Annotated in this window: 36 protein-coding genes, 1 tRNA gene and 1 pseudogene; 13 read left to right on the top strand and 25 right to left on the bottom strand. The window is 63.6% G+C overall.

Annotation, left to right across the window (positions count from 1 at the left end; genetic code table 11):
• Positions 1-46: 46 nt before the first annotated feature.
• The 5 genes from GUV69_RS11330 to GUV69_RS11310 all read right to left on the bottom strand — a co-directional run bounded on the left by GUV69_RS11330 (position 47) and on the right by GUV69_RS11310 (position 4,867).
• Positions 47-679: a DUF4232 domain-containing protein gene (locus GUV69_RS11330; RefSeq protein ID WP_164202386.1), complete on the bottom strand. Its 633-nt coding sequence runs from the start codon at positions 677-679 to the stop codon at positions 47-49.
• A 111-nt stretch (positions 680-790) separates the two neighbouring features.
• Positions 791-1,555, bottom strand: a complete 765-nt coding sequence (locus GUV69_RS11325; protein WP_164202384.1) for a YcnI family copper-binding membrane protein — start codon at positions 1,553-1,555, stop codon at positions 791-793.
• Between the two features lie 84 nt (positions 1,556-1,639).
• Complete coding sequence (locus GUV69_RS11320) at positions 1,640-2,260, bottom strand: hypothetical protein (protein ID WP_164202382.1); 621 nt, start codon at positions 2,258-2,260, stop codon at positions 1,640-1,642.
• 102 nt (positions 2,261-2,362) lie between these two features.
• Positions 2,363-3,712 (bottom strand): hypothetical protein, encoded by a 1,350-nt coding sequence (locus GUV69_RS11315; RefSeq protein ID WP_164202380.1) that lies wholly within the window; start codon positions 3,710-3,712, stop codon positions 2,363-2,365.
• Between the two features lie 72 nt (positions 3,713-3,784).
• Positions 3,785-4,867, bottom strand: a complete 1,083-nt coding sequence (locus GUV69_RS11310) for an NAD(P)H-dependent flavin oxidoreductase (RefSeq protein WP_164202378.1) — start codon at positions 4,865-4,867, stop codon at positions 3,785-3,787.
• A 173-nt stretch (positions 4,868-5,040) separates the two neighbouring features.
• Between GUV69_RS11310 and GUV69_RS11305 the strand changes: the two genes are divergently transcribed.
• The gene (locus GUV69_RS11305; RefSeq protein ID WP_223883860.1) at positions 5,041-5,388 is read left to right on the top strand and encodes a hypothetical protein; all 348 of its coding nucleotides are present in this window, start codon (positions 5,041-5,043) and stop codon (positions 5,386-5,388) included.
• An 84-nt stretch (positions 5,389-5,472) separates the two neighbouring features.
• Positions 5,473-6,252, top strand: coding sequence for a type 1 glutamine amidotransferase domain-containing protein (locus tag GUV69_RS11300; protein ID WP_164202376.1), 780 nt, complete (start codon positions 5,473-5,475; stop codon positions 6,250-6,252).
• Positions 6,253-6,327: 75 nt separating this feature from the next.
• On the opposite strand, the gene GUV69_RS11295 is transcribed toward GUV69_RS11300, so the two are convergent.
• Complete coding sequence (locus GUV69_RS11295; RefSeq protein WP_208786635.1) at positions 6,328-6,594, bottom strand: hypothetical protein; 267 nt, start codon at positions 6,592-6,594, stop codon at positions 6,328-6,330.
• A gap of 607 nt (positions 6,595-7,201) precedes the next feature.
• On the opposite strand from GUV69_RS11295, the gene GUV69_RS11290 reads away from it, so the two are divergent.
• The gene (locus GUV69_RS11290; RefSeq protein ID WP_164202374.1) at positions 7,202-7,468 is read left to right on the top strand and encodes a hypothetical protein; all 267 of its coding nucleotides are present in this window, start codon (positions 7,202-7,204) and stop codon (positions 7,466-7,468) included.
• Between the two features lie 37 nt (positions 7,469-7,505).
• Here the strand turns inward: GUV69_RS11290 and GUV69_RS11285 are convergent, their stop codons facing one another.
• The 16 genes from GUV69_RS11285 to GUV69_RS11210 all read right to left on the bottom strand — a co-directional run bounded on the left by GUV69_RS11285 (position 7,506) and on the right by GUV69_RS11210 (position 15,553).
• Positions 7,506-7,895 (bottom strand): hypothetical protein, encoded by a 390-nt coding sequence (locus GUV69_RS11285; protein ID WP_164202372.1) that lies wholly within the window; start codon positions 7,893-7,895, stop codon positions 7,506-7,508.
• 263 nt (positions 7,896-8,158) lie between these two features.
• Positions 8,159-8,392: a hypothetical protein gene (locus GUV69_RS11280; protein ID WP_164202370.1), complete on the bottom strand. Its 234-nt coding sequence runs from the start codon at positions 8,390-8,392 to the stop codon at positions 8,159-8,161.
• Between the two features lie 123 nt (positions 8,393-8,515).
• On the bottom strand, positions 8,516-9,070 hold the full coding sequence (locus GUV69_RS11275) for an NUDIX hydrolase (RefSeq protein WP_208786634.1): 555 nt from the start codon (positions 9,068-9,070) through the stop codon (positions 8,516-8,518).
• Positions 9,071-10,014: 944 nt separating this feature from the next.
• Positions 10,015-10,386, bottom strand: a complete 372-nt coding sequence (locus GUV69_RS11270; protein WP_164202368.1) for a hypothetical protein — start codon at positions 10,384-10,386, stop codon at positions 10,015-10,017.
• 271 nt (positions 10,387-10,657) lie between these two features.
• Positions 10,658-11,392: a hypothetical protein gene (locus GUV69_RS11265; protein ID WP_164202366.1), complete on the bottom strand. Its 735-nt coding sequence runs from the start codon at positions 11,390-11,392 to the stop codon at positions 10,658-10,660.
• Between the two features lie 12 nt (positions 11,393-11,404).
• Entirely contained in the window at positions 11,405-11,563 is a 159-nt protein-coding gene (locus GUV69_RS11260; RefSeq protein ID WP_164202364.1) for a hypothetical protein, read from the bottom strand.
• Positions 11,560-11,799, bottom strand: coding sequence for a hypothetical protein (locus GUV69_RS11255; protein WP_164202362.1), 240 nt, complete (start codon positions 11,797-11,799; stop codon positions 11,560-11,562). Before GUV69_RS11255 ends, GUV69_RS11260 begins: the two co-directional genes overlap by 4 nt.
• Entirely contained in the window at positions 11,796-12,017 is a 222-nt protein-coding gene (locus GUV69_RS11250) for a hypothetical protein (protein WP_164202360.1), read from the bottom strand. Before GUV69_RS11250 ends, GUV69_RS11255 begins: the two co-directional genes overlap by 4 nt.
• On the bottom strand, positions 12,014-12,208 hold the full coding sequence (locus GUV69_RS11245) for a hypothetical protein (protein ID WP_164202359.1): 195 nt from the start codon (positions 12,206-12,208) through the stop codon (positions 12,014-12,016). Before GUV69_RS11245 ends, GUV69_RS11250 begins: the two co-directional genes overlap by 4 nt.
• On the bottom strand, positions 12,205-12,522 hold the full coding sequence (locus GUV69_RS11240) for a hypothetical protein (RefSeq protein WP_164202357.1): 318 nt from the start codon (positions 12,520-12,522) through the stop codon (positions 12,205-12,207). Before GUV69_RS11240 ends, GUV69_RS11245 begins: the two co-directional genes overlap by 4 nt.
• Positions 12,519-12,767 carry a hypothetical protein gene (locus GUV69_RS11235; RefSeq protein ID WP_164202355.1) on the bottom strand — a complete coding sequence of 83 codons (249 nt, stop codon included), beginning with the start codon at positions 12,765-12,767 and terminating at the stop codon, positions 12,519-12,521. The genes GUV69_RS11240 and GUV69_RS11235 overlap by 4 nt, the downstream gene beginning before the upstream one ends.
• The gene (locus GUV69_RS11230) at positions 12,764-13,012 is read right to left on the bottom strand and encodes a hypothetical protein (protein ID WP_164202353.1); all 249 of its coding nucleotides are present in this window, start codon (positions 13,010-13,012) and stop codon (positions 12,764-12,766) included. The genes GUV69_RS11235 and GUV69_RS11230 overlap by 4 nt, the downstream gene beginning before the upstream one ends.
• Before the next feature lie 9 nt (positions 13,013-13,021).
• Entirely contained in the window at positions 13,022-14,575 is a 1,554-nt protein-coding gene (locus GUV69_RS11225) for a YfjI family protein (protein ID WP_164202351.1), read from the bottom strand.
• Positions 14,572-14,727: a hypothetical protein gene (locus tag GUV69_RS11220; protein ID WP_164202349.1), complete on the bottom strand. Its 156-nt coding sequence runs from the start codon at positions 14,725-14,727 to the stop codon at positions 14,572-14,574. Before GUV69_RS11220 ends, GUV69_RS11225 begins: the two co-directional genes overlap by 4 nt.
• A gap of 28 nt (positions 14,728-14,755) precedes the next feature.
• Complete coding sequence (locus GUV69_RS11215; protein WP_164202347.1) at positions 14,756-15,109, bottom strand: hypothetical protein; 354 nt, start codon at positions 15,107-15,109, stop codon at positions 14,756-14,758.
• A gap of 240 nt (positions 15,110-15,349) precedes the next feature.
• A complete protein-coding gene (locus GUV69_RS11210) occupies positions 15,350-15,553 on the bottom strand; it encodes a helix-turn-helix transcriptional regulator (protein WP_164202345.1) in 204 nt (67 codons plus the stop codon).
• Positions 15,554-15,676: 123 nt separating this feature from the next.
• Here GUV69_RS11210 and GUV69_RS11205 point away from each other — a divergent pair, with 123 nt between their 5' ends.
• Positions 15,677-16,333, top strand: a complete 657-nt coding sequence (locus tag GUV69_RS11205; RefSeq protein ID WP_164202343.1) for a hypothetical protein — start codon at positions 15,677-15,679, stop codon at positions 16,331-16,333.
• Positions 16,320-17,453 (top strand): site-specific integrase, encoded by a 1,134-nt coding sequence (locus GUV69_RS11200; RefSeq protein WP_164202341.1) that lies wholly within the window; start codon positions 16,320-16,322, stop codon positions 17,451-17,453. Before GUV69_RS11205 ends, GUV69_RS11200 begins: the two co-directional genes overlap by 14 nt.
• Positions 17,454-17,515: 62 nt before the next feature.
• Here GUV69_RS11200 and GUV69_RS11195 read toward each other — a convergent pair.
• A tRNA-Ser gene (locus GUV69_RS11195) sits at positions 17,516-17,605 on the bottom strand.
• Positions 17,606-17,790: 185 nt separating this feature from the next.
• On the opposite strand from GUV69_RS11195, the pseudogene GUV69_RS11190 reads away from it, so the two are divergent.
• The 4 genes and pseudogenes from GUV69_RS11190 (at position 17,791) to GUV69_RS11175 (ending at position 22,077) form a co-directional block, all read left to right on the top strand.
• A pseudogene (locus GUV69_RS11190) lies at positions 17,791-19,433 on the top strand (HNH endonuclease signature motif containing protein).
• Positions 19,434-19,498: 65 nt separating this feature from the next.
• Positions 19,499-20,554, top strand: a complete 1,056-nt coding sequence (locus tag GUV69_RS11185) for a zinc-dependent alcohol dehydrogenase (protein ID WP_164202339.1) — start codon at positions 19,499-19,501, stop codon at positions 20,552-20,554.
• A gap of 3 nt (positions 20,555-20,557) precedes the next feature.
• On the top strand, positions 20,558-20,953 hold the full coding sequence (locus tag GUV69_RS11180; protein WP_164202337.1) for a 6-pyruvoyl trahydropterin synthase family protein: 396 nt from the start codon (positions 20,558-20,560) through the stop codon (positions 20,951-20,953).
• On the top strand, positions 20,920-22,077 hold the full coding sequence (locus GUV69_RS11175; protein WP_164202335.1) for a glycosyltransferase family 4 protein: 1,158 nt from the start codon (positions 20,920-20,922) through the stop codon (positions 22,075-22,077). The genes GUV69_RS11180 and GUV69_RS11175 overlap by 34 nt, the downstream gene beginning before the upstream one ends.
• A 45-nt stretch (positions 22,078-22,122) precedes the next feature.
• Here GUV69_RS11175 and GUV69_RS11170 read toward each other — a convergent pair whose 3' ends face one another.
• Positions 22,123-22,629 (bottom strand): nucleoside deaminase, encoded by a 507-nt coding sequence (locus tag GUV69_RS11170; RefSeq protein ID WP_164202333.1) that lies wholly within the window; start codon positions 22,627-22,629, stop codon positions 22,123-22,125.
• A gap of 62 nt (positions 22,630-22,691) precedes the next feature.
• Here GUV69_RS11170 and GUV69_RS11165 point away from each other — a divergent pair, with 62 nt between their 5' ends.
• From GUV69_RS11165 to GUV69_RS11150, 4 genes are all read left to right on the top strand, one after another.
• Complete coding sequence (locus GUV69_RS11165; protein ID WP_164202331.1) at positions 22,692-23,477, top strand: phosphatase PAP2 family protein; 786 nt, start codon at positions 22,692-22,694, stop codon at positions 23,475-23,477.
• Between the two features lie 41 nt (positions 23,478-23,518).
• Positions 23,519-24,154, top strand: a complete 636-nt coding sequence (upp, locus tag GUV69_RS11160; RefSeq protein WP_164202329.1) for a uracil phosphoribosyltransferase — start codon at positions 23,519-23,521, stop codon at positions 24,152-24,154.
• Between the two features lie 72 nt (positions 24,155-24,226).
• A complete protein-coding gene (locus GUV69_RS11155) occupies positions 24,227-24,601 on the top strand; it encodes a VOC family protein (protein WP_164202327.1) in 375 nt (124 codons plus the stop codon).
• Positions 24,602-24,647: 46 nt separating this feature from the next.
• The gene (locus GUV69_RS11150) at positions 24,648-25,328 is read left to right on the top strand and encodes an HAD-IA family hydrolase (RefSeq protein ID WP_164202325.1); all 681 of its coding nucleotides are present in this window, start codon (positions 24,648-24,650) and stop codon (positions 25,326-25,328) included.
• Between the two features lie 162 nt (positions 25,329-25,490).
• Here the strand turns inward: GUV69_RS11150 and GUV69_RS11145 are convergent, their stop codons facing one another.
• A complete protein-coding gene (locus GUV69_RS11145; RefSeq protein WP_164202323.1) occupies positions 25,491-26,174 on the bottom strand; it encodes an aggregation-promoting factor C-terminal-like domain-containing protein in 684 nt (227 codons plus the stop codon).
• Between the last annotated feature and the right edge of the window lie 4 nt (positions 26,175-26,178).

Raw genomic sequence — 26,178 nt, 5'->3', positions numbered from 1 at the left:
AGCTAAGTGTACTTATCATTGATGGCTTCGCCCAGAGCCTGGGCTGCTAGGCCGCCTGGAAGGCCCCGATGGTCAGGAGTTCGATGTTTGCATTGCTGCAGGCCTGGGTGGGCTGGGCCAGGAACAGGGAGGCCGTATCTTCCGGCGGGTAGATCCGGTACCCGGCGGCGGGCGTCAGCGTGCAGTCGGAGTAGTTGGCTGCCTGCGTGTAGCGGAGCACGGCATTGCCGCCCTGGCCGGGGGCCAGGAGCACATCCGCAACAGGTGTTGATTCGTCGCGTTTCGCGGCGGCGCCGATGGGAGCGCCGTTGGCGTCCGCGGCCAGGGATACGCCCGGGTACCCCTTCAACAGGCACGGCTCGGCACCGGTGTTCGTCAAAGTGAGCGTCATGTAGACGCTGCCCGCGGCCCCGCCGCCTGTGGCGTCAGTGGCGGCGGACAATGTGGCAGCCTTGCAAAGGAGCGGCCCGGCTGTTGCGTCAGTGGTCGACGACGGCTGGGGCGTCGCGCTGGGCGGCGGCGCCGGGGATGCGGAGGGGCTGGGGGAGTTCGTTCCCGGTTCCGTGGTTCCCTGCGGTTGCGGCTGCGCCTGGCCCGGACCGCAGGCGGTGAGCAGCAGCGCGGCCGCAGCGGCCGCCATCGTAATAACAAAGCCCTGTGAAATGCGCTGAGACGTCATGGCATAACCTTTGTTGCTGCTGTGACCTGAGTCAACGATGCCACGGGGTGCCAAGAGGATTTGATGCCCGGATCGTGATGATCCGGGCATCAAATCGAGTGGTCGGAACCGTTACTGGCTGGCCGTCCCGGCCTCCTGCCTGCGCTTGGCGCCGCTGCGGACGAACGCCGCACCGCCGAGGGCCAGCCCGCCGAGGCCGGCCACCAGGCCTGCCCAGCCGCGGGCGTCCGCGCCGCTGTCAGTCAGGGCAGCTGCCTGTTCGGTATCGGCATGCGCTGTCCCGGCGGCAGCCGTGGTGGCCGCGTGGCCGGCGGTGCCGTGGGCTTCGGCGGCATCGGTAATGGTGATTGACGGCGCCTGGGCCTTCAGGGAATGCGGGTCCTGGCCGTCCTTGGCGATTTCCGACCAGTCCGTCTGGCCCGTTTCGCAGGACTGCAGGGTGGGGAAGTGGAGCGTGGTCCCGGCTGCATCGGGCAACTTCACAGACAGCACCAGGGCATCGCGCAGACCGTCAGGCAGGGGCGCCTTGGCGGTGTAGACAATCTGGCTGGTGCGTTTGGTGATGGATGAGCCGTCGGCCAGTTTCTTGGGCTCGGCCAGCTCCTCGGTCACCTTTTCCACAGTCCAGTTGGGGTTCACCGTTGGTGTGGCATCGTTCAGTTCGGCGGGCAGCGTGATGGCGATTTTGGTGGTGCCGGACTCCTCGCAGCCGTGCGGGACGCCGAAGGTCAGCAGGGCATAGGAGTTGGCGGCGGTCTTGTCCGGGCTGACACCAACATGGGCCGCTGCGCCGCTGGCGGCTGTCAGCAGGAGGGCGGCGGCGCCGGCAGTGGCGGATGCGGAGGTGAGGGTACGGCGAAGTGTTGAGGTTTTCATGGGGATGCCTTTCGGACGCACGCCCGTTTCGGGCGCGCGGAGGTACAGGAATTACGCCCGCTTACCGGGTCCGGTACGGGCTGGTCAGGGAAGCACGACGGCGGAAGGCGGGCCGCGCCGGCTGTGTTGCCGAAGGTTCCGCCAGGGGCGGAGGGGAAGAACCGCTGGCGGGCCGGGCACCCAAGGGGGCGGGCCGGCGTCGGGCGTTACTGCTTTGGGGAGCCTGACGAGCGGCCGCAGCCACGCCTCGAGGGACCAGAGCGCGGCTTCACCTTTGGTAAGCAGAAGGGCGCACGCGGCAGTTGCCACGGTGTGCGTCACCAGCATGACCAGGCCGCCGGTGGTACCCGTGGCGTGGAGGTGTGCGGCGGCTTCCAGTGCGGGCAGTGCCGTGCCGGAAAGGTGGTGGGTTCCCGTCGGGGCCGGGCCTGCCGCAATGACCGGAGTGCTGAACACGGTAAAGACTTCGTGCAGGGCCAGTTGCCCGGCGCCCAGGAGGGCGGTCATAGCGGCGAAATTCAGTTTCAGGCGGGTGGCGGTGGTGGCTGCCAGGACTGTGAGGGCCAGGACTGCCAGCAGGATGCCGGCCGCAGGCAGCTCGCCGCCACCCAGCACGTGGGCTCCGGCCGCGAGGGTCAGGATCCCGGTGGAGAGCAGGGCGGCGCGGAGGAAATGGAAGGGCGCCCGAACATGGTCTGTACGCACGGATCCTCCCTTGCTTCAGCGCTGCCAACGGTGTGCCGCCGCGCTGGTGGCCCTGCGCGGCATTGCAGGATCTTACAGGCGCCACCCGGCGATGACCAGATCCTACCGGTCCTTGGACGGCCGGCCGGTCCGGGACGGGGCGTGCAGGGCCACCACGTTGGACCCGGGTTCCTCGGCGCCGGACAGCTCATCGGCTGTGTCCAGGTAGCCCGCGGCCAGGTCCACGCACTGGATGGCTACCGGGGGAACGCGATAATGCGTGTTGGCGTCCACCAGCCCCAGTTCGGCAAGGAGGCCGAGACTGCGCCGGGCTTCCATGGCTGCGTACGACGCGTAGATCGCTTCAAGGCGGGCCTCATCCTGGCTTGCGTCGGACAGGTCCGGATCGTCGACGATGCCGTGGTCCGGGAAGGTTTCGCCTAATTCCATCGATGCCAGGGCTTCGAGCTGCGCGACGGGCACGGGGTCTTCCGTCGTGCCGTACGTGAGGACGGCGAGAACCGTCCCACCCACCGATTCCACGTCCCACACGGCATCCGATGAACTGAGGACGCCCAGCAAGAGCACCACGGCCAGCATACGCCGGGCTTTGAGCCGTTCCCCGACTTCCGCACTGTTCCAGGCAGCAGCCTCGGGGCCGGGTACGGCGCGGGTGGATCCGAGCCGTATCACGCCCGCGCCGACCAAGGCCGACCAGACTTCGTTGAGCACCGGCACGTCGAACATGCTGCCGACTTCCAAAGGGCCGTCCGGCCGTTCCCCGGCGGACTCCGTGGCTGGCCGCTTGGCGCCACGTTTTCCACGGGCCAGGACTTCGACGGCCGCAGCAGCCGGCTCGATGTCCTTGAGCCGCAAAGCGCCGGTTGCGGTGACTTCCTTGCCCGCGCCCAGCCATTCCAGGAGCGCCGACGCCCGCCGGATCAGGGGCATGGCGTCGAACGCCGATTCCTGCTCCTCGTCGCTGAGGCGGGGCACCACAATGTCCGGGTGGTCCGTGGCAGCCACGGCAGGGCCGCTGCCGAGCACCGCTTGAAGCTCAGCGTAGGCGCCCTCAGTACCTGTCCACCGGCCGGTCCCTTTGAGGAATCGGACATAGGATTCCAAGGCGAAGTAAAGGTCGTCGAAGGCATCATCGGCATGTTCCGGGTCCAACGCTGCGGCAATTGATTCAACCGCGGCCTCAACGCCTTCTCCGGCGATAGCCGTGGCCGAGCTCGATCCCTCAATGGCATGCTGGGCGGAGAGGAAAACCTTGACAAGTTCGAGGCACTCGAAGGCCTCGGCAGGGTCGCGGAACTCAGCCGCGCTCCACTGAATAAACTCGACAGCCATCGAATCAACCACCCGATGGTTCAGGACCAGCTGCAGGGGCATCTTCGGGGCAGACGGTACTGCCTTCAGATGCCGCTGGTTCTTGTTCCTGGTCTTGGACCTGCCGGTCTTCTTAGCCAAGGATTGCCTCCAGTTCCAGGGGCGACTTCACCACCTGCATTGTCACGTTCGATTACATCCGGATATACGAGCTTACAAAACAGGGCCGCCGGCGAGCAGTTCGGCCAGAACGTCCGCGGCCGCGTCATGCCGGATCAGTGACGCCGCCTGGCCCGCCCAGAGCGACATCAGCGCGGTGTTTTCCTGGGCGGCTGCCTCTGGCCGGAAACGGCCGGTCAGCCAATTCTGGACAGGGAACGGTGCCGTCCCTGCGGTTTGTGAGAGTTCACTGATGATGCGGTTAGGAATGCCCCGGGCAAGCCGTCCGCTCAACGTCCGGGTCAGCACCGTTTCCTGCGCGGCCGGGCTGTGGAGGATATCGCGGTACGCCGGCACGGCCGCGGATTCCCGTGTGGCCAGGAAGGCGGAACCGACCTGGACCGCGTCCGCGCCGAGCGCCCGTGCAGCCGCGTAACCGCGCCGGTCCACGATGCCGCCGGCGGCGATCACGGGAATGCTAACGGCGTCCGCCACCTGCGGGACCAGGGCAAACGTACCGACGAGCGACTCTTCCGCGGGTTTCAGGAAGGAGACCCTGTGGCCGCCGGACTCCGAACCGCTGGCCACCACGGCATCCACGCCGCCGGCCTGCAGCGCAACGGCCTCGTCCACCGTGGTGGCGGTACCCACCAGGACGATTCCCCGCCGGTGTGCCTCCTCCACGAGGTCCGGCGCCGGGACGCCGAAGACAAAACTGACGACGGCGGGACGCGCCTCCAGCGTGGCGGCCACCTGCTCGTCGAAGTCCGGCATGTAGCGGTCGGGCATTTCCGGGAGAGGCAGGCCCACTTCGTCAAAGTAGGGCTTCAGCGCCTGGACGTAGTGCTCGAAGTCCGTTTGGGGGATCTCGGTGGTTTCGTCGCCGGTGGGAACCCAGAGGTTAAGGGCGAACGGCTTGCTTGTGGCACTCCTGAGTTGCGCGGCGATGGTGCGGATGGCGTCCGCGCTATAGCCGTACAGGCCGTAGGAACCCAGCCCGCCGCCGTCGCTCACTGCCGCCGTCAGTTCCACGGAGGAAACTCCGCCGAAGGGGCCCAGGACCACCGGCACGTCCGTACCGAAGAGCTCCGTGATCCGGTTTTTCTGCGGGGCGGAGGTGCTGGGAACGGGCGTCATAAGGGCTCCTGCGGGTCACGGGTGGTTTTCGCGACCAGTCTCGCAGGCCTTGCTGCTCGGCCCAAGTCTGCACGGTCCGGATACGCGTCTCCGACGTGTTCAGGGGGCTATGTACCGTGACATTGGCCAGGGCTAGACTGCTGGCGTAAGTCGCCAACTACCTCAGGGAGCACATGATGAACTACTCAGGCACTGGCAACGAGAAATCGGTTCTGGCCAGCGAGCTCAACCGGACCCATGTGGGCCAGACCGTCAGCTTCGAACCGGACGAATTCACGTTGGTGTTCGGCAAGATTGCTGCCATTGCCCGGAAGGAGGGCGGCGTCACCATCGCATTGCAGGGTGTCGAAACAAGCGGCGGCCTGCAGTCCAGCTACAGCCTCCCCGGCAGCAAGCATGTCTACCTCCAGCCGGACATGCTGACGAACACCGAGTCCACCATCAAAGACCTTTTCGGCAAGGTCCAGGAAAACCTCCGCGGCGGCGGGCACAAGGGAGATGACAGGACGGACAAGCTGTGACGGTCCTGTCGTGACCATTGGACTCCGCCACAGGGCGAGAATCGGGCTGGGCGTAGGGTGGAACCCGGACGAAAGGAATATCTCATGAAGAAAATCCTCATGGTACTGACCAGCGTTTCCGAGATCAGCGATACCGGAGAGAAGACCGGCTACAACGTGGCCGAGGCCGCACACCCCTGGAAGGTTTTCAAGGATTCCGGGCATTTCGTCGACTTTGCGTCTATCAAGGGCGGCCAGCCCCCGCGCGACGAAGTGGACTCCCACGATCCCATCCAGGTCTCCTTCACGGAGGACGAGACCACGCGGGCCGGCCTCTACAACACTGCCCGCGTCGACGTCGTTGATCCAGAGCAGTACGACGCGGTGTTCCTCGTGGGCGGCCACGGCACCATGTGGGACTTCCCGGACAGTAAGGGCCTGCAGAACCTGGTGGCCAGCGTCTACAACGCCGGCGGCTTGGTGGGGGCGGTCTGCCACGGACCGGCCGGCCTGCTGAACGTGGAACTGGCGAACGGGCTCCGCCTCGTCGAGGGCCGGAAGGTGGCCGCCTTCACCAATGATGAGGAAGTTGCCGCAGGGAAGGACAAAGTCATCCCGTTCTTCCTGGCAGACCGACTTGAAGAACAGGGTGCCACCCACGTCTCCGCTGGTGTCTTTGAGGAGATGGTGGTGGTCGACGAGAGGCTGGTGACCGGTCAGAACCCGGCCTCCGCCGCCGGCGTGGCCAAGGAGATGGAGAAGCTCTTCGCGGAAGTCATCCACCAGGAAAAGGCCGACGAACAGCACGACGCGGAGGCCGTGCGCGCAGCGAAGGACGCCGAGAAGAACGCCAAGAAGGCAGCAGCGGCAGAAGCCGGGCACTAGCGCCGCAGGGTTCTTCGGCACAGCACAAGGCACTACTTCCTTGAGTTATCAGGGAGGTAGTGTTTTTTGTGTGCTCTAGGGGCGCTCTCCGGGTTGAGCTGCATCGAAGAACCGGAAGTCTTCGCCGACAGGCTCCGTCACGCCTCTTCCCTTGTCCCGGATGAAATCGAGGTCCTCACGCGAAAGGATCATCTGGCCATGCCCGTCGACTTCGACGTGCCCCGCGCAATTCCGCTGGATCATGGAGGCGACAGTGCGCGGCACCATCACACATCCCGGGTTGTCCAAAAGCCATTGACGCGTCTTTGTATCAAGGCGGTCCCACTCGTCTTTGAGTGTCATCTCGTACATTCCCTCCCAATTCCCCAAACCCGTCCCGGGCTTGGGATTCCGCTAAGAGTACGTCCCGGGTGGACAGAAGAACAGGGCCCTTTGACGATCCTCCCCATTCACAGAATTAATCGCGCCCCGGCGGTCGTGCTCCCGTCGTGCCTCTTCAAGGGCAGGTTGATTGGCTGTCCGCGGAAGAACACGGGCTGGTCGGCGGCAACAGCCGGGACGGCCGGGACGAGGCGGTCCGGCACCAGGCCTGGGCGCGCGGCGTCGTTGGAGCTTTGGGAACGAGTTGGCTCTGGGCATTTCCGCCGGGCTTTCCCAAAGATCCGGCGTACCCGTAGATAAAGAAAGGCCCCGCTTTCCCTTGGTTATCAGGGAGGCAGGGCCTTACTCATTGGCGGTGACGGTGGGATTTGAAACCTCTCCCGCGTCATTGGTGGTAAGGAAAACCGCTAGATTACGCGGGTTTCTGACTACATGAATAACTGTAAATCACACCTGATGTGGGCAAAATGTGGGCAGGATGTGGGCACGTCTCTTATTCATGGATGGATCGTAACGCCAGCCAGTTAGACTCGGCGCGTCCACTAGATCCAATAGAACGGCCTCCACCATGAACAGCTCAACACTTCCCGATGCCGCGCCCGACGGCTTTGTGATGGCAATGGACGTAGTATTTCCTGACCAGCCGGGCGGCTACTTTGACGGGCCCTCTGAGTCTGGGGACGCCTGGCGGATCGAAACCACCTTCACTGTTGAGCGGGGCGTCGCGTTCGAGCTCGTACCGCTGGATGCCGAGTGCGTTGGTGCCGGGCTGACGGCTGCCCAGGCAATCGCGGCAGGCGAGGCGCTGGCAAGGCTCGCTGCCAAGTACGCCTAAGCGCCTGTCATTGGTCCGGGGGGGCTTTTCCGTGCCGTCAGACTAGGCGCATGGTCCTAATGACTCTATGGGCTGTTCCCACGGAACAACGGACGGCGGCGGCAATATTTCGCACCGACCGGCCTTCTGCGTGAAGCTCAAGGATCAGGACGTTGCGGACCTCCGGGAGCCCTGCAATTTTTTGGTTTAGTCTCTTCTTGCCGTCGTAGCCCTCCACATACGCAGGCTTCCTGACTTTCCGCGCAATGGTCGAGTGGCTGACGCCAAACATCTTTGCCGCGCCACGCGTGCTCATAGTGTCGAGAACCGCGTTCTGCATCTGCATCTGCGGGTCTTCACTGTCCCCTGCGATTTTCTCCGCGAAAGCATCCAAGCCGGTCTTGCCCTGGAGCGTGTCTATGTACTCTTGGTACTCTTCAAGCTTCATATGTTCAACTGTAACACCTGCAACAGTTGAACACTAACTAACAGCAGCACGCTTGCCCTATTTCTATGCCGTCAGCGGCGAGTCATTGGCGGCTCTGGCAGGAACTCATAGTCGGGCTCTAGTTCCTCATACGGTGACCGCACTACCGGGGCCAGTAGGTCGTCCAGCATCTTGCCTACAGCGTCTACGTCTATTTTCACCATGGGACGGAACACTAGTCCGGGGCTCTGACAGTGGAGGGAACGAATTAGACGGGCAGCGGCTCAGTGATGGCGCTGCGCCTCCAGGAACTCTTCAAAGGTTCTCGGCAGACTCAACTTGTCCGGTCCGTTCTCTGTGGCTGTGAACCATGCGCCTGTGACCGGCGCACCGGCTTTGACTACCTCCAGTATCAGGTCGCCCGGTACTTCATTTAGCGGATTGTTGGCTAGGAGTCTGGTCTGCGTCTCATCGGAAAGCTGATCCCACCATGTCTGCGGTTCTGGAAAGTTCGTCATGGGGTGAGCATAACCGAGTGAGTATTTAGCACACCCGTGCTGTTTCTAGCTCCCAATGACAAAAGCGGCCCCGGACCTCCTGAGAGATCCGGGGCCGCTCCGTTACTGCCGCCGTTGGGCCGGTTATATCGGTGGGAATAGTGCGAGGATGCGGGGTATGTTCGCTGCAAGTTCGGGAACCATCGAGGCGGTTTCAGAAATGCTCAGGACCTCTTCCGGGGTGTACCAGGCAGCATGCGCGATTTCGAGGCCGTCCACGCGGTGCTCTGGAGCATCTTTCAGGCAGACTGCGTAGTTAGTGTACGTCCATCCCGACTCGTGAGTGTAGACAACCTCACCTAGGACGGTGCCGCCTCCGAGCGCGGGTATGGCAAGCTCTTCCATCGTCTCCCGCTGTGCTGCTTCGAGGGGCGTCTCGCCAATTTCCAAGGCCCCGCCGGGGAGCTGCCACTGTCCCGGCCAAAGGGCGTTCTTGGTGGTGCGCTTCACCAGCAAGAACCGCCTTTGACCGTCCACGATTGTGGAGAACATGACGCCGGCGCCGCCGTGGAGCCCGTAGAAGCCCGACTCATGCCACGGAGTGGGCATCGCACACTCTGGCCAGCCCTTCGGCGCTACCGTGTCGGGTGTGCCAGGGAACGAGTACAGGCCTTCTCCTGGCATGACGTGCACGCTCACGCCGTAACGCTTCCGGACTTTGCGGGCCAGTGCCTTTACTTCGGCAACGGTGCTTCCCACGTGCCGGGGTATCCAGACTTCCCGGAGCGTAGTTTCTGCTACCCGGACCGTTCCCGGCGGGTCGTCCCAAGCCCCCACCGCCGTCCACCCCGTGCCCGTGGCACGAGTCAGGACTAAACCCAGGTCCGAGCGGCGGGCGTGGCCCCTGCCAAGCCCCGGGCTAGTTCGAGGCTGAATGTGGGCGAGCTGGAGCACCGTGTACACGTCACGCACCAGCCGGTACCCGCACTCACACGCCGGGTCGTGGCGGACGGCATCGGCAAACCTGCCGCGGCGGCAACGGGCTACCCTAGTGCCGGAATCGGAATAGTCTCCAATTTCTCCGTTGTCATATAGTCGATCGACGCGCCAGCCTGGGAGAGGCCTATCCGCGGTGCATATCCCGGTAACGCGGTCATACGCACGCCATGACGGGCCGTCCATGAGGGTCGCGGCGGCGGCCTGCGGTGGAGGCACTGTTGATGGCCCGTTGGCTTGCAAAGTCATTACTTGTGCCTCAATCTGTGGAAAATCTGACTCGGGGGGATATCTTTTCGCAGGGGCGTAGGTGCGATCATGGCGGCGTGAGAGGGCCTGCCGGGCACCCCCTTACCCGCGATCCAGCGCCCGCTCTCAGTCACCTAGACAATTCGCCTCTTGAGTGTTGGCGGATCTCTTCCAAGTAAGCGGCGTCGGCGTCGTGCTCGTGGGCGTTGCCAAGTTCCCACAGCTTGAACTTTCGGACATGGCCCGTCGCCTCGTGCAACCGGTCCAGCTCCCGTACCTGCCATGCCGGGTGCCCATCCGCGATGCCAGGGATAGCCGCTGTAAGCTCTCTGATCCGGTCCAGCTCCGCGGGTGTGAACTCACGGGTACTAGGGCCTACAGGCTCCCGCCACGTCGCCTTACGCGCCACGGATAGCCCTCGTCCCTGACGTATCGCGATTCCAACGAGACTGTGCCGCCCGCTGCTGCTGGACGTTCTTGGAAGACCCCAAGCCCTCATCCGGTAGCTTCACGTCATGCAGCAACTTACCCAGTGCAAGCCGCTGCTGCCTCAGTTCGGCAAAGATGGGGTTCAGCCGTGACTGGCCCATACTGCCGGTGACGTTTGCCCCGTCAGCCTTGAGCTGTGCCTCTAGTGCGTCGATGTCATCCGCTTGCCTGCGGGCCAGGTCCAATAGTGCTGACTCTCGCTCGTCGTACTCTTCGCCAGGTGCCAGCGCGTCCGTGAACTGCTGTACCAGCTTGTAGCCGGCGCTCATTTGCTTTGGCATATCCTCAAATCCTTTGCTTGTGTGTGCTGCGGGGGCCGCTGTACGTCCTGTAGAGCGGCCGAAAAACTCCTATGGCGCAATGCGTAATGTCAGTGGCCCTATGGCGCTAGTGCCAGCGCGTGGGGGCGGGAAGGGGCGGCGTGCCCACCCTCTCCCCTCCCTCGTGCGCCACTCCGGCCATTGACGCGTTTCCGTCCCCGCCCGTTTGCCCGGTCTGACATTCGCCTATGCAGTGGGGCCGAATGCTGTTCAACCCCACTGCAACCGCCTCTTAGTGCATGCTTACGCGCGAGTGGTGAGCCTGCTTCAATTCGCGCTCGGCCTGCCATGCCCTGACGTGTTCGGCATGCGCTGCTTCTGCTTCGTCCGCAGTCGGGAGCCAGGGCTCTACGCCGTTGCGGAGTGCAGCGAGCCAGCCGTTAATGTCGTCGGGCTTGGGCGCTTTTGTCTCTGCGTCCTTCCACTGGTTCACCACTCGTGCCGGCTGCTGCGTGAGCAGAGCACGTAGGCGGTGAGCGAGGTTGATGTTAGTCAGGTGCTGGGCTGCGAGTGCCATGTCTGTAGCGTCCTGGGTGCGGCGTGCACGGAGTAGTGCGTCCACGGTATCGCCGGGGGTAATCCGGTCTGCGAGGCTGGCAAGGGCTTCGACTGCGGGCGTGAACAGGGTGTCACGTGCCGCGGCGATAACGCTGTCTGCGTTGGCGCTGATGGCTGCCATGATCTCCATTTCAGCGGTGCCGATTGCCTGGGCGTGCAGCTCGTGGTTGAGGTTGGCCGTAGACAGTTCGTTGAGCTGTTCGGGTGTGGGCGAGTTGCCGTCTGCAATGTCCCCGATGAGCGCGTTACGGAGGGTGTCCGTTGAGGGCAGGGCGGTAGCGGCTGCCTTCACTTTCTTGTGGAGAGCCTGGGCTGTCTTGATGGGCTGCGGGGTTTTGCCGCCCATGCTTTCGAGGTGGGCGAGTTCGCGGAGGATGGCGAGCATGGTTCCGGTGTATGCGTTAGACATGTTCAGGGTTCCTTAGTTTTCGTTTTCGGTGGTGTCTGAGGGTGTGGGCATGAGGGCGTCGTATGCGGTCTGTTCGGCTTCGGAGAGGTAGACCGGTTCGGGGGCGGTGAAGCCGAGTGTTGCCAGGGCTTCCGTGTCGGTGTCGGCGTGCACGTTGTCGTGGATGCTCATGATGTGGATCCGCCCGGGAGTGATTCGAGGGCGGCCGCGAGGATGCCGGCGAACTTCCGTGCATGTTCTTCGGTGAGTACAACGGCGGGGTAGCTGCGGTCCGTGAAGATGGCGACTCCGGGTGTTGATCCTTCGTGGTGCTGGAGTTTGGCGGGGCTGACTCGGATGCTCTCGCCCATCTTGTAGTTCTTTGCGTAGTGCTCGTTGCGGCTGATAAAGGTGCTGTGGGAGGTCATCTGGTTGCCTGTTCCATTTCTTGGTGGGTGCTGGTGCCGACGCTGCCCGCTTCGAGCTTGTCGGCCATGTCGTGGAGCTTGTCGGCCAGGGTCCGGGCCTGGGCGGGTGTCAGGTGGGCTTTGATGAAGTGCCCGGCGAAGAGTCCGACGCCGGGTGTTTCGTTCTGCTCCTGGTCCTTCCAAGTCCAGTAGCGGGCGTTCAGCTCGGGGCGTTTCATGGGTTCTCCTGGCAGTGGTGGGCGAGCATCCGGGATTCGGCGGAGGTTGCGCGGCGCCTCCAGTAGTCCACTTGCTCTTGTAGGTGTTTGGCTCGCTCCCAGAGGGCGGCGGCTGCTGCGGGGGCGTCCCAACTGCCTAGGGTGCGGTCTGAGTAGACGCCGCTTGCGGTGGACTGTCGTTCGATGGTCATTCGGTGGGCTCCTGTCCGGTGGTTTCGTCGCGGTACTTGCTTGCCAGTGATTCGAGGTTTCCGCTGAGGATGCCTTGGGCAACTGCTTGGATGCGGGCCATGTCCTCAGCAGGGGCTGTGATTGACCATCCGGTGGCCGGTGGCTTGGGCTCGTTGTCGGGGATCCTGACGACGCGGCGGGTGTGGTCGCTGTGAACTTCCCACGCGAGATAACCTAGGGCTTTGTATTGCTCCCACCCGAGTCCGAACGGCGGCAGGCCAGCTAAGTAGATCGTGCTGTAGCTGCCGTGGTGAGCGGTTCCCAGGACGGTCACCTGTCCGACTCCTGCCGCATGGCCGTAGTGCCGGTGGTACGAGCCTGGGGGCGCTGGTGGTCGTCGCCCGGTTCATAGATTGCGAGGCGGCCCTCTGCCTCTAGTGCCCTGTTCATCCAGCGGCGGGCCTCCTGGTGGGCCTGCTGGGCTTTGCCTAGGTACTGCTCCACAAGCCACTGCAATTCATGCTTGGCGAACTGCTTTGTGAACACGCTGGGCTTGTAATCCGTGGGCGGGGTGCTCATCGGGGAACCTTGAAGCCCATGGGGATCACGATGTTGTAGCCCCGGCTTGCCTGCTCCAGCCATTGAGTGGAGCAGCGTGGGGCGCGGTGTCCGCCGTCGTCTCCTGGTCCTGCCCATCCGTGACTGTGCACCTTGGGGCAATAAGGGCATTCGACTTCGATTACGAACCAGTCCGGGTTGTCCCGATTCCGCCGCGCCGTGATGGCCTTGGCGAGCGGGATGCGGGGGCGGGGTGAGTCGGTCATTCCTGTTCCTTAGGCTGATTCTGCGTATTGTGCGGATACTGCGGCTGTACCTGATTCTTTGAAAATGCTTCGGTGGGGGACGTACATTTGAGATGGTTTACGTCCGGGCCCGTTTTGGTCTGGCATCTCAACTCGGAACACCCATTCGTGATCCAGTAGGACCGTGAGCGCTTCCCTTATGGTCAAGGCATCCGGGAACACTGATCGGCTGGCCTTGGTGAGTAGGTCCCGTTCAGTGAAGCTATAGAGCTTGTTGTTAATGATTACCATTCTCAACTCCTTAGCTTTCTTGTGGGGATCAGAGAGGCTCATAAGGTGGAAAGCAGCGAGGGCGTGCTGTGCGAAGTGTTCCGCCATCGCCGCCGCACAATCCGCAGTATCCGCAGAAACCAATTCATCGGCGGATTTCCCGGATGCCAGGTGGAGGATTCCGGCGAACCTTGCAGTAGTGCCGGCGAGCTTGGAGCCCCAGCCGATCACGCGGGGATCTCCCAGTACTCCGTTTGGCCTCAGGTCGGCTTCAATAGCCCGCTGCCAGTCATTGAAGAGCTTGGTAGCGTCCGCGTCCATCCTGATAAGTGCGGGCTGTCCAGGTGCCGCACCGGCCCGGGCGAGGGCGCTCACGTGGTGGTAGTAGGCCGCCTTGATCGTGGCAGGAACGGGCTGGGAGTTAACAGACCGGAAGCCCACGCTGGACTTCGGGACGGTGAACAGGAACCGCTCCAACTCGCCCTTGGACTTGTCCGGCGAACCGGAACCAATCTGCTTTAGGACTGCCGGTTGAACCGTCAGATTCATGTTCAGGCAAACGGACGCGATCCGCTCCGATGGCCTGCCCTTGCGGTCTACGGTCATAGAGTCGCCCGCGTGACCTTTGAGAAGAATGTCCATATTCGGCATTCCGCCGCTGTAACGTCCGGCGAAGATATCGAAGATCCCGCCCTCTGCTGATGCAACGGAGATTTTCCCGCCGTTGTCCGCAGCCAGCGACGTGAGTGCTTCGGGAGTGGCATCGTCAGCCAGGAGCCGGGGAAGCGTAAGGACGGGGGTTTCATCCGCTGCCCTTTCCGCTTCGAGGTACTGCGCTTCGGTCTTCTTCCCAGTCATGACCTGCTTGCGGATATTCTCGGCAGTGTCTTCGCGTAGCTTTTTCAGCGTGGCTTGGCGCCGCACTTCGGGCTTCGCGTCTTCGATGAGGTCCATCTCCACATCACGTAGCGGAGCCGTGGCGACGTTGAAGACTGCTGACTTGCGGTTTCCTGGGGGCAGGGCGCACGCAAGGTAGAGGTTGAGCGGTTCCTCCCAGCCGGGCGCCGCTTGAATCTTGGTCTTCCCGGATACTGCCGCTGCCATCACGCCGAGAGTGACGGACGCGGCGAGGTCCAGCGGGGTCTGTGTTGCCTCGGCAGTGGCTTCAACAAAGGACTTCCACCATGAGGGCAGCGAGCCTGTAGGGAAGGGCGGGACAGTCGGCTCAACATGCAGTTCAGCGGGAACGGTGTTGACTGCTTCGTATTCGGCGGCGGAGATGGCTTCCGCCAGTTCGGGAGTGATTTCTTTCATGCCGCGGCTCCGCAGTTGTCGAACCAGCCAAACCGGCCGGGGGTCTCGGTTGCAAGCAGGTACTGTTTGACCTGCCAGCTCGAATAGATGGCGGGCGTGATGTGGGCGCCGCCGTAGACGTGGCGGCGGGCTGTGGCCCTATCTGCTCCCATGAGGCTTTCCATTCCTGTTTTCGTGGCCTCAGGCGTGCGGGGTGATGGACTCAGCGGCGGCGGTGGCGAGAGTCTCCTGCAAAGTGGTGATGAGATCTCGGACTTCAGCCATGGTGAAGAATTCGTTATCGTCATGGTCGATGTAGAGGCGCAATCCCGCATCCGGCGTCCAACTACTCAGGATCTTGTAGCCTGGGCGCTCGATGTCCGGCGCCGAGTAATCAATCAGCTCGCCCCCGAGATCCTTAGCGAACTCGTTCTCGTCGTAGTTCGGCGTAAACCCAGCCGGGGGCGTCGGGATGGAGCGGAGGACCTCCAGCGGCCTCGGCGCCACAGTGCTGTGCTCTCGCAATGCGGTCGGGTACTTGGTAAGGTTGCTCATAATGAATCTCCTGCTAATCGCTGGTGGGTTCTGAGGCCGTGGCGGTTTCTTGGTAGGGAGCGCCGCGGCCTTTCTCTGTCTTCAGGGGCACCTTGCACGACTTGGCTGGCTTGACGCCCTGGGCTCGGTGGGGGTTTTTAGCCGCTACCGCTGCCTCATTAAGCGGGCCCTCATGACTGGTGCCATGCCAGTAGCCCGATTCCCAAGCGGCGGCGAGATCTTCCGCCGTGTAGACCTTGCTCACGCCGTGGCCTTTTCGCTCGTGCACTGCATGGTGTTCGCTGCCAACCATGCATTGACGTCGGCCATGCTGTACCGGACAGCCTTGGCTCCGAGCTTGATAAACCTGGGGCCGATTCCCCGGTATCGCATTTGAGCAAGAGCGCCCGTGGTGGTGCCGAGATATTCAGCCAGTGCAACCGGGGGAACAAGTTCCTCTGTCATGGCAATCCTCCTTCTGGTTCAGTGTTGACAGAACTGACTCTACCCCCAGTGATTCAGAACTGTCAAGTGTGAACCTCGAAGAGTCTTGGTTGTCATGTGTGAATCACTTTGCAACAATGAACCATGCCTGAAATGACAGTTGAATCCACATATGCCCCAGACTCCGGAGCTACCTACCACGTCGTGGATCCGGTAGTCATAGAGCTGCCCGGAACGTTGACGGTTTTCCATGTCCCAGCGGAGAACCAGAACGTTTCCTTCCGTGTGGAGCTGGTGGACGACGTTCTTCGGCCCACAGCCATAACGGTTTCTTCCCGAAGTGGGGAAGAAGTGACGTCAACTGACCTACGCGCCGTGAATGTGAAAGGTCTTTGGCGTTCGGCCATAGTGCAGCATCTGAAATATTTGCGGAGTTTCCATTCTTGGGAAGTTAATGATGGAACGAAGGTGCTGGCAGAAAGCCCGATTCAGTTACCGGATGAAGACCTGGAAAGGCTCAGGCTCCGTGGCCCTGAGCGTGACACTTTGGAATATGTGGCAGACATCTATTCACTTGGGCGCCTCCTTGGCCTAGCGCCAGCGCTCTATGTTCAACAGGCCTTCGCGGGCGAAAACCTTGATCCACTGCCTAGGACGACTGCAACGAAGTGGATCAAGAAAGCCCGGGATTTGGGCATGATTCAAGAGTCCAAGTTGATGTCGGACCCGCTCCTCGAAGAGGAGGACCGAGAGTTGCTCCGGGCTACCGGGTTTGGGGGCGCAGACGATGGCGACGATTGAGCCCTACGAGACGACGGCGGGGAAGCGTTACCGGGTCCGCTATCGGAAGCCAGACCGTACCCAGACCGACAAGCGCGGGTTCAGGACTAAACGCGACGCCGAACTATTCCTTGCCTCTGTGGAGGTTTCTAAGGCACGCGGAGAGTTTGTAGACGCTACCGCTGCACGGGCTCAGATACGGCCGCTGGGGGAGGCGTGGCTAGCGCGTCAGACCCACCTAAAGCCGTCGTCCTATCGACCTGTTGAATCGGCGTGGCGGAATCACGTCTTACCAGCATGGGGTCACATCGCCGTGGCCGATGTCCAGAAGACGGCGGTTCAGCAATGGGTTTCTGAGATGTCGCTGGGAGATCCGAAGGCAACGCCGCCGCGGAAACCGAAGGGCGCCACTCTGGTTATCCGGGCCTACGGGGTGCTTGCTGCTGTCCTTGATGATGCCGTGAGTGATCGACGGACCATGAGCAATCCAGCACGGGGCGTCTCGCTGCCCCGGAAGCTAAAAAAGCCTCACGTCTACCTAAGCCACGATCAGGTGCACGAACTGGCTGCTGTTAGCAAGTACCCCACGCTGGTCTTAGTCCTGGCCTACTGCGGGCTGCGCTGGGGGGAAGCGACGGGGCTGCGGGTGAAGCATCTGGATATGCTGCGGCGTCGGTTCCTGATTGAAGAGAATGCCGTGCAGGTCGGCTCTGTGATCGAGGTAGGAACCCCGAAGAACCATAAGAAGCGGACGGTTCCCTTCCCGCGATTCCTGGGGGAGCAGTTGGCGCGGCAATGCGAGAACAAGGGCCGTGACGATCTGGTGTTCCCTGGCGAGAATGGGCACCACCTGCGACTTGCCCGTGTGCATGAGGACAATATGAGTTGGTTTGCCGGCGCAGTGAAGCGTTCGGGAATCCCGAGAATCACTCCGCACGACTTGAGGCACTCGGCCGCGAGCTTTGCTGTATCTGCCGGCGCCAACGTCAAGGCTGTCCAAAAGATGCTCGGTCACAGCTCGGCGGCGATGACTTTGGACGTCTACGCGGATCTGTTTGACGGGGATCTTGACTCAGTTTCAGACGCCCTAGATAACGCTGTCTCTCTGGCAAGTGTGGGCAAAATGTGGGCAAACACCTGATTCGGGACAAAGCAAAAGGCCCTGCTTCCCTTTGTTTATAAGGGATGCAGGGCCTTTCTCATTGGCGGTGACGGTGGGATTTGAACCCACGTTGGCTTTGACACCAAACAACATTTCGAGTGTTGCACCTTCGGCCGCTCGGACACGTCACCAACCTGAATAGGGTACCGGAGCAAGGCCCACATCCCCAAAACGGCTGGTGATCTATGTTGTGGGAATGGACTACTACGGCGCTTTAGGCTCGACGGCGAGACTGACAGTTTTCGTTGCCGCTGAGTTATCCACATAGGCGGTTTGCTTAGCGCGTGCTGTAGGTGAGTGCTGTGATGCTGGGGGTATGGATAACGCCGCAGGTGCTGAGGTGTTGGAGGCCATTGCGGCTTCTGCTTTGCGGCTGGCCGGTGTGTTCCGGGGGACGGTGGACATCTCTTCGGGCGGGGATCTGGCAGGAAGCCCGGTGCCGGTTGGAGTGCCTGCCACTTGCCCAAGTGCTGGCGTGGCCGCCAGCCCGCCAGTAAGCACGGCGCGCGGGCCGGCGGACGGCCCGGTGTCTGGCGCTTTCGCAGCCGGCCCTTTTGCGGCTGACTCGGACCCGTTGCGTTGGCAGGCTGAGGCGTGTCTCACGGTGTTGTCCGGCGCGGCGGGGTTGGAGGCGATGGTTGCTGCGGTGAAGGTCCATGCGGCCGGCGGGTACGACGAGGCCGCCCAAGTGATCGCGGGCCCATCATGTCCCCGCAGGAGCACACCGCCCAGGACATGAGTATCGTGGCTGAGGTCGCGTGCGCCCTGACGGTCAGTGAACGTACGGCCGGCGGGCTGCTGGGCGAGGCCCACCGCCTCACCACCGCCCTGCCGCTGACGCTGGCGGCCCTTCAGGCCGGGACGTTGTCGTGGCAGCATGCCCGGATCATGGTCGACGAGACCACCAATCTGGAGCCCGCCGCCGCCCACGCCCTGGAGGCGCATTTCCTGGACCCGGAGGCGCCGAACCCGGCCCGCGGCGCGGCCGGCGGGATGGTCCCGGGCCGGTTCCGGGCCAAAGCCAGGACCTGGCGGGAGCGGCATCACCCGGTCAGCATCGAAACACGCCACACCCGGAGTGCCTTGGACCGGCGGGTTGAGTATGCCCCGGACCGGGACGGGATGGCCTGGCTCTCGGCCTACCTGCCCGCCGATCAGGCAGCCGGGATCTGGAACCGGGCCACCACCGCCGCCCGCGCCCTGCAAGGCCCCGCCGAGGGCAGGACCCTCACCCAGCTCCGTGCGGACAACGTCGCGGCGTGGCTGCTCGGCGGCACACTGCACAACACCCAGCACGCCACTCAGGGCGGCACCCTGAACAGCACTCAGAACGGGGCTGCCGGGAGGATCCCGTCACCGACGGCCCAGGTTCTGGTGACGGTTCCGGTGTTCGCTTTGATGGGTCTGACCGATGAACCGGCCATCCTCGACGGGTACGGACCGATCCCGCCGTCCATGGCCCGGCAACTTGTCGCCGACGGTGCCGAGTCGTTCCGCCGGGTCCTGACCGATCCCCGGGACGGGGCACCGTTGGAGATCAGGCGGGAAAGCTACCGGATCCCCAAGGCACTGCGCCAATGGCTCCGGCTCCGGGACGGCAAATGCCAGTTCCCCGGCTGCTCCAACCAGTCCCTGGACAACGAAGCAGACCACCTCAAGGCCTGGGCCCACGGCGGGAGTACCGGGATCTCAAACCTGACCCAGCTCTGCCCCAAACATCACCGACTCAAACACACCAGACCCTGGCAACCCACCGAAGCCACCACGGACGAACCGCCCGGCTGGATCTCACCCACCGGCCGCCACTACCAGAGCGAACAACCCGACAGGGAACCACCCCACTGGCCCGGTGCGGCTGTTGATGCTGTTCAAGGATTCCATGACGTTCAAGGATTCCCGGGAGATCCGTGGGCGCTCTCGAACGACCAACCGCCACGAGTTCCAGTGCCTTTGGAATGAACGGACCACCTTGACGGGTCCCGGCTTCCGTGTCGCGCCTCAATCGGACTAGATTCATAAGCAAGATGACTAAAGCAAACGGACCAACACAGGCAACCCAGGCAACAGCATATTGGACCACCGGAACGGAGCAAGGCGAGCTCCGGTCCGAGGCACTCCACGGTCCGGGGCCCGGCGAAGCGCTGGTCCGGACGTTGTATTCGGGTATCAGTAAGGGCACGGAAATCGTGGTTCACACCGGCTCCGTCCCCTCACGCGTGGCCCAGGCAATGCGTGCCCCGCACCAGGAGGGCTCTTTCCCTTCCCCCGTGAAGTTCGGCTATCTGTCTGTAGGTATTGTCGAACAGGGCCCCGATGAATGGATCGGCCAGACGGTCTTCTGCCTGAACCCGCACCAGGACCGCTACGTAATTGCCACAGACGCCTTGATCAGGGTTCCCGACGGCGTTCCGGCTCGTCGCGCCGTGCTTACCGGCACCGTGGAAACAGCCGTCAATGCCCTTTGGGAAGCCGGGCCGCGGCTGGGGGACCGGATCGCCGTGGTCGGTGCCGGCCTCGTGGGCGGCATGGTGGCCACACTCCTCCGGACTTTTCCACTGGCCCGGTTGCAGCTCGTGGACCTTGATCCCGAACGCCAGCAGCTCGCAGGCAAGCTCGGCGTGGAGTTCGCCCACCCTGATGACGCCAAGCCGGACTGCGACATCGTGTTCCACTGCTCGGCATCCCAGGAAGGACTGGAGCGCAGCCTGCAGCTGGCCGGCGACGAAGCCGACGTCATTGAGATGTCCTGGTACGCCAATCGCGACGTCACCCTGCCGCTCGGCGAGGATTTCCACGCGCGGCGGCTCTCCATCCGGGCCAGCCAAGTGGGCGTGGTTGCCCGGGCGCGGCGGCACCGGCGAACAAATGCCGACCGTTTAAATCTTGCAGTGTCGCTCCTCCAGGACCCGGTATTCGATGCCTTCCTGACCGGGGCCTCTCCATTCACCGACCTGCCGGACGTGGTGCAAGACCTGGCCGACGGCAAGCTCGAGGCCCTGTGCCATGTGATCGAATACCCCAACGCTGACACTTCCGCAGGTGCCAGTGCAGCCAAAACCACCCCCGAAGACAAGAGGTAGCCCATGTTCAGCCTGACCATCCGACGTCACTTCATGATCGCCCACAGCCTCCCGCGCGCAGTTTTTGGTCCCGCCCAGGGCCTGCACGGGGCCACCTTCGTGGCGGAGGTGACATTCCGGCGTCGTACCCTCAGCGAAGACGCGATCGTGCTGGACATCGGGGCGGCCGGCGGCATCATCGAAGACGTGCTGGCCGGGCTCAACTACAAAAACCTCGACGAGCACCCGGACTTCGCGGGCAAACTCAGCACCACCGAGGCGCTGGCCGAGTACGTCGCCCAAACCGTGGCAGGGAAGCTCAAGAATACCGACGACGGCCGCGAGCTCACCGGTATCGATGTCACCCTGCGCGAAAATCCGGACGCATGGGCTACGTATGCCCTGGATCTGTCCGCCTGACCGTGCACCTGAGATTCCTGGTCCCTGCCAACATCCGCCACAACTCAGGCGGCAACGTCTACAACGCACGTCTGGCCGAGGGCCTGAGGGCCTCGGGCGTTGAGGTTGAGGTGCTCGCAGTCGATGGGTCCTGGCCCGAGGCCAACACCAATGACCGACGGCGGCTGGGCGGCCTGTTGAGCGAACGCCAAGCAGGGACGGAACATACGTCAGGGACGGAACATACGTCAGGAACGGAACCTACGTCAGGAACGGTCTTGCTCGTGGATGGGCTGATCGCGTGCGGGGCACCTGACGAATTCGAAGCTGCCGCTGCGGCCGGCCACCCCGCTTGGGTCCTGCTGCACATGCCGTCGCCCACGCATCCCGACGGCGAACGACGGTCGCTGCGGGCGGCAGCCGGTGTCATCTGCAGCAGTTCGTCGGCGGCGGATCATGCCACGAAACGACACGGCGTGCAGGATAGCCGGGTTGCGCTGCCAGGGACCGATCCGGCACCTGTAGCTGCCGGTTCGCAGCCACCGCACATCGTTGCGGTGGCTGCCGTGCTGCCCAACAAGTGCCAGTTGCTGACGGTGGAGGCGCTGGCGAAAGTCCAGGACCTGGAGTGGACAGCCTCCTTGGCAGGGACGCCTGACGCCGATCCCGTGTATGCAGCACAGGTCCGGGCCGCGATCGACGCAAACGGACTCGACCATCGGATCCAGTTGGCGGGGCAGTTGGTGGGACAGGAATTGGCGGACGAATGGCATCGGGCGGATCTGAGCCTCCTCGTCTCGCGCGCTGAAGCTTTCGGCCTTGTGGTGACAGAGTCGTTGGCGCGCGGCATCCCGGTGATCGTCCGGGCCGGAACCGGTGCCGTCGAGGCGTTGGGCATGGGTAACCTTGCGCAAGAGGGCCAGGAAGAAGTCCTGCCGGGAACCGCCGTCGTGCTCCCCGGTCCCGACCATAATGATCCGGAAGTGCTCGCAGCGGTGATCCGGAAGTGGCTGACGGACGCAACCCTCAGGGCAGAATGGCAAGCCGCTGCCCTTGCTGCGAGGGAACGCCTGCCCGGCTGGGACACCACGGCCCGGGACGTGCTGGGCATATTCGCGGCCGGGTACACGAACCGCAGTGAATGAAACCCGGTATTAGAGGCCGGAACGCCGCCGGGTGTGCCTGGCCGGCTAAAGCCTGCTGCGGTGGGCGGCGAAGAAATCCCTGAGCAGGGCGCCGCATTCGACTTCCCGGACGCCGCCGTACACCTCCACCCAGTGGTTGAGCCGGCGCTCGCGGAGGATGTCGAACACTGAACCGGCGGCCCCGGCCTTCTCATCCCAGGCGCCGAAAACCACTCGGGGGATCCTGGCCAGCACCACCGCGCCGGCGCACATGGCACACGGCTCCAGCGTGACAACCAGGGTGCAGTCCTCCAACCGCCAGCCGTCGCCGGTACCACCGCCCAGCTTCGACAGCTCCCGCAGCCGCTCCGCCGCCTGGCGGATGGCCACCACCTCCGCATGGGCGGTGGGGTCGCCCAGTTCCTCCCTCTGGTTCCGTCCGGAACCCAGCACGCCGCCGTCGGGCCCTATCACCACGGCGCCGATGGGGACGTCATCCGTGGCCAGTGCACGCCGGGCTTCGCCGAGGGCAAGGCCCATCCATTCGTTGTGGGTCTTTTCGCCGGGCACCATGGCTCAATGATAGTTTCGAGGGATATCCGTCCTTGCCACCCCGCCGACGCCAGGAGGAACCCGTGGACCTCGATACATTTCGAGCCCGTTTAGGTCATTGGTTCAAACCGTACGCCGCCTTGTGGCTCACGCTGCTGGTCGGTGGGGTCCTGGTTGTGACCATGGCGCTTCTCGGTGCCGAGGTCTACGACAACGTTGTGGACGACGAAGGGCTGGCGTCCCTTGACCTGCCGGCGCTCGAGTATTCACAGAGCTTGAGGAACCCGTCGCTGGACGCGGGAGTAACGGCTTTCACCAATATCGGCGGTGGCATCGGCATGCCCATCCTGGCGAGCATCCTGACGGCCTGGCTCACGTTCCTGAGCAGGACCTGGCGGCCGATCATCCTGGTGGGCGGTGCGGCGGCTGTCTCCACCCTGGCCACCACGGTCGGCAAACGCCTGGTTGGCCGTACCCGCCCGGACCACGTGGAGGCAGTCCCGCCGTACGAAACGTCGCCGTCCTTCCCCAGCGGCCACACGCTGAACACGACAGTGGTGATCGGCGTCCTGGTGTACATCATGTGCCTGCAGTTCGAGATGGCCTGGGCGCGCATCACCGCCATCTCCGCCGGGGTGGTGTTCATCATCGCCATGGGCCTGAGCCGTGTGTTCCTCGGCCACCACTGGCTGACAGACGTTATGGCCGGCTGGTTCCTGGGACTCGCGTGGGTGGGGATCGTAATCCTTGCGCACCGGCTGTTCCATGTCCTGCGAAAACGCGAGCACGCCGGCCCGGCACCCACATTCGAGCACCCCGCCATCCGTGACGACGAACACCCCGCCGTACGGGACGACCAGCCCAGCTGATCCCCGGCAGGGGCTGCCCGCCCGGATGATAGTTTTGACCCATGCGCACTCTTGTTGTGGACCACCCGCTGGTCGCCCATAAGCTCACCGTCCTGAGGGACAAAAACACGCCGTCGCCGGTCTTCCGGATGCTGACGGAAGAGCTGGTGACACTGCTCGCGTACGAGGCCACCCGCGATGTGCGCACGCAGCCGGTGACCATCGAAACACCTGTGAGCACCACCGTTGGCACCGCTTTCACCAAGCCAACCCCGCTGGTGGTACCCATCCTGCGCGCGGGCCTCGGCATGCTGGAAGGCATGACCAAGTTGGTCCCCACCGCTGAAGTCGGCTTCCTGGGCATGGCCCGCGACGAGGAAACCCTGGACATCATCACTTACGCAGAACGCCTGCCGGAGGACCTCACGGACCGGCAGATCTTTGTGCTGGACCCCATGCTGGCCACCGGAGGCACCCTCCGCGAAGCCATCAAGTTCCTGTTCAAGCGAGGCGCCTCTGACGTCACCTGCATCTGCCTCCTGGCTGCCCCCGAAGGCCTGGCGAAGCTGGAAGAAGAACTTGCTGATGCCAACGTAACCATCGTGCTCGCTTCCATCGACGAGAAGCTGAACGACAAGTCCTACATTGTGCCCGGGCTCGGCGACGCGGGTGACCGCCTGTACGGCATTGCCGGCTAAGCAGCCGTAATTGCGGGCAGAGGGTAGTGTCCAGGTCTTCCGGTTTTAAGAGGCCGCCGCTAGCCTGTGCGGATGGACTGGAAACTTGAACTCGTCTTTGTCCCTGTGTCCGATGTGGACCGCGCGAAGGATTTCTACGTCAACAAGGTCGGCTTTAATGCCGACTTCGACGAACGGCCCATGGACGGCATCCGCTTTGTCCAGCTCACGCCACGCGGCTCCGGCTGCTCCATCTGTATTGGCGAGGGCCTCAATGATGCCCCGCCGGGCACAGCCCCGAGCCTGCAGCTGGTGGTCAGTGACATCCACGCCGCCCATGACTACCTCAAGAACAACGGGGTGGAGGTGAGCGACGTGGACGTCCAGGCCTGGGGTCACTTTGTGTACTTCGCGGACCCGGACGGCAACAAGTGGGCCGTGCAGTACATCCCGGGACGGGAAGCCTAGGACACCCGGGACAGGAAGCCTGGAACATTTGGGGCAAGATGGAGCGATGAGCATTCCAGCCCCCGCTTCCACCGTCATGCTTTCCTGCCGTGCAGTCCTCTTCGACATGGACGGCACCCTGGTGGACTCCACCGCGGTCGTCGAGCAGGTGTGGGGTGAGTTCGCCGCACGCTACAGCCTGGACATCGCAGAGATCATCCGGACTTCACATGGTGTGCAGGCCATCGACACTGTGCGGCGGTTCGCGCCGGAGGGTGCAGACGTGGCCGCCCTCACGGAAGAACTCGGCGCAATGGAACGCGTGCGGACCGAGGGGATTGTCGCGCTGCCGGGCGTCGCCCGCCTGCTCCGGAGCCTTCCGGCTGACGCGATCGCGCTGGTCACTTCGGCGGACCGGCTTCTGGCGGATATCCGCATGGAAGCAGCCGGGCTGGCCATGCCGGCAACAGCCCTCACGGCGGACCTGGTGACGCGGGGCAAGCCGCATCCTGAAGGCTACCTGCGGGCCGCTTCACTCCTGGGCGTGGAGCCGGAGGACGCCGTGGTGTTTGAGGATGCGCCGGCAGGGATTGCCGCCGGTGTGGCCGCAGGCATGCGGACCGTGGCCGTGGGTCCCAATACCGGCCCGCTGCCTGAAGGGGTGCTGCATATCCAGGACTACAGTTCAGTCACTGCAGCAGTGGATGCGGACGCCACGGGCCGCAGGATCATTTCATTCCGGCTCTAGGGCCGGCATCCACTTCCATTTGTGCGCAGGAACGGCGCTGCCCCGTCACCGGACACGCAGGGTCCGGCAATGCCGGATGCCGTGGGCTCCCGCTCACGACAGCAGGCCCTGAACCGGGGGATTCAGGGCCTGCTGCGCATCACGGATGCTGAAAAATCGGGCTTAGTACCAGTTGTTCGACAGGTGGAAGTTCAGCGCACCGCACGGTGACTGGTAGCGCTCCTGGATGTAGTTCAGTCCCCAGTTGATCTGGGTGCGGTAGTTGGTGAGCCAGTCCGCACCTGCGCTCGCCATTTTCTCGGCGGGGAGCGACTGGACGATGCCGTAGGCACCGCTGCTGGGGTTGGTGGCCGTGGTGGTCCAGTCAGATTCCTTGGTCCACAGGGTCTGCAGGCACTGCATCTGGTCCGGCGCCCAGCCGTAGCTGGCCAGCTGGCCAGCCGCATATGCCTGGGCTCCGGCGGGGTCGTCCACGGCTACAGCCGGGGCAGGCTCAGGGGCGGGTGCGGGCTCCGGGGCCGGGGCAGGGGCGGGCTCGGGGGCCGGGGCCGGTTCAGCGGCCTGCGGGGCAACGCTGATTTCGGGCTCCGGGGACGGGGCGGCCTTGGCCTGAACCTCTGCTTTTTCCATGCTCAGCTTGGACTCGAGGTCGGCCGTGGACAACTGCTGGGTGTCGCTGGCAGCTGCCAGCTGGCTGGCTTCGTTTGCCTGGCCTGCTGCGCCCACACCGATGAGGAGAGCGCATGCCGCGGTGAAGACGGCTGCCCGCTGGGCCAGGGAGGGAATCTTGCGGTGATTTTTGGTGGACCCGTTCTCCGGGCGCGTTTGTACCTTGGATTCAGACATGATG

The organism is [Micrococcus luteus] ATCC 49442, from assembly GCF_010367585.1.
Taxonomy (GTDB): Bacteria; Actinomycetota; Actinomycetes; order Actinomycetales; family Micrococcaceae; genus Arthrobacter; species Arthrobacter luteus_A.
Note: the sequence above shows the minus strand (reverse complement) of the source record. Positions and strands in the feature narration are given on the sequence as shown.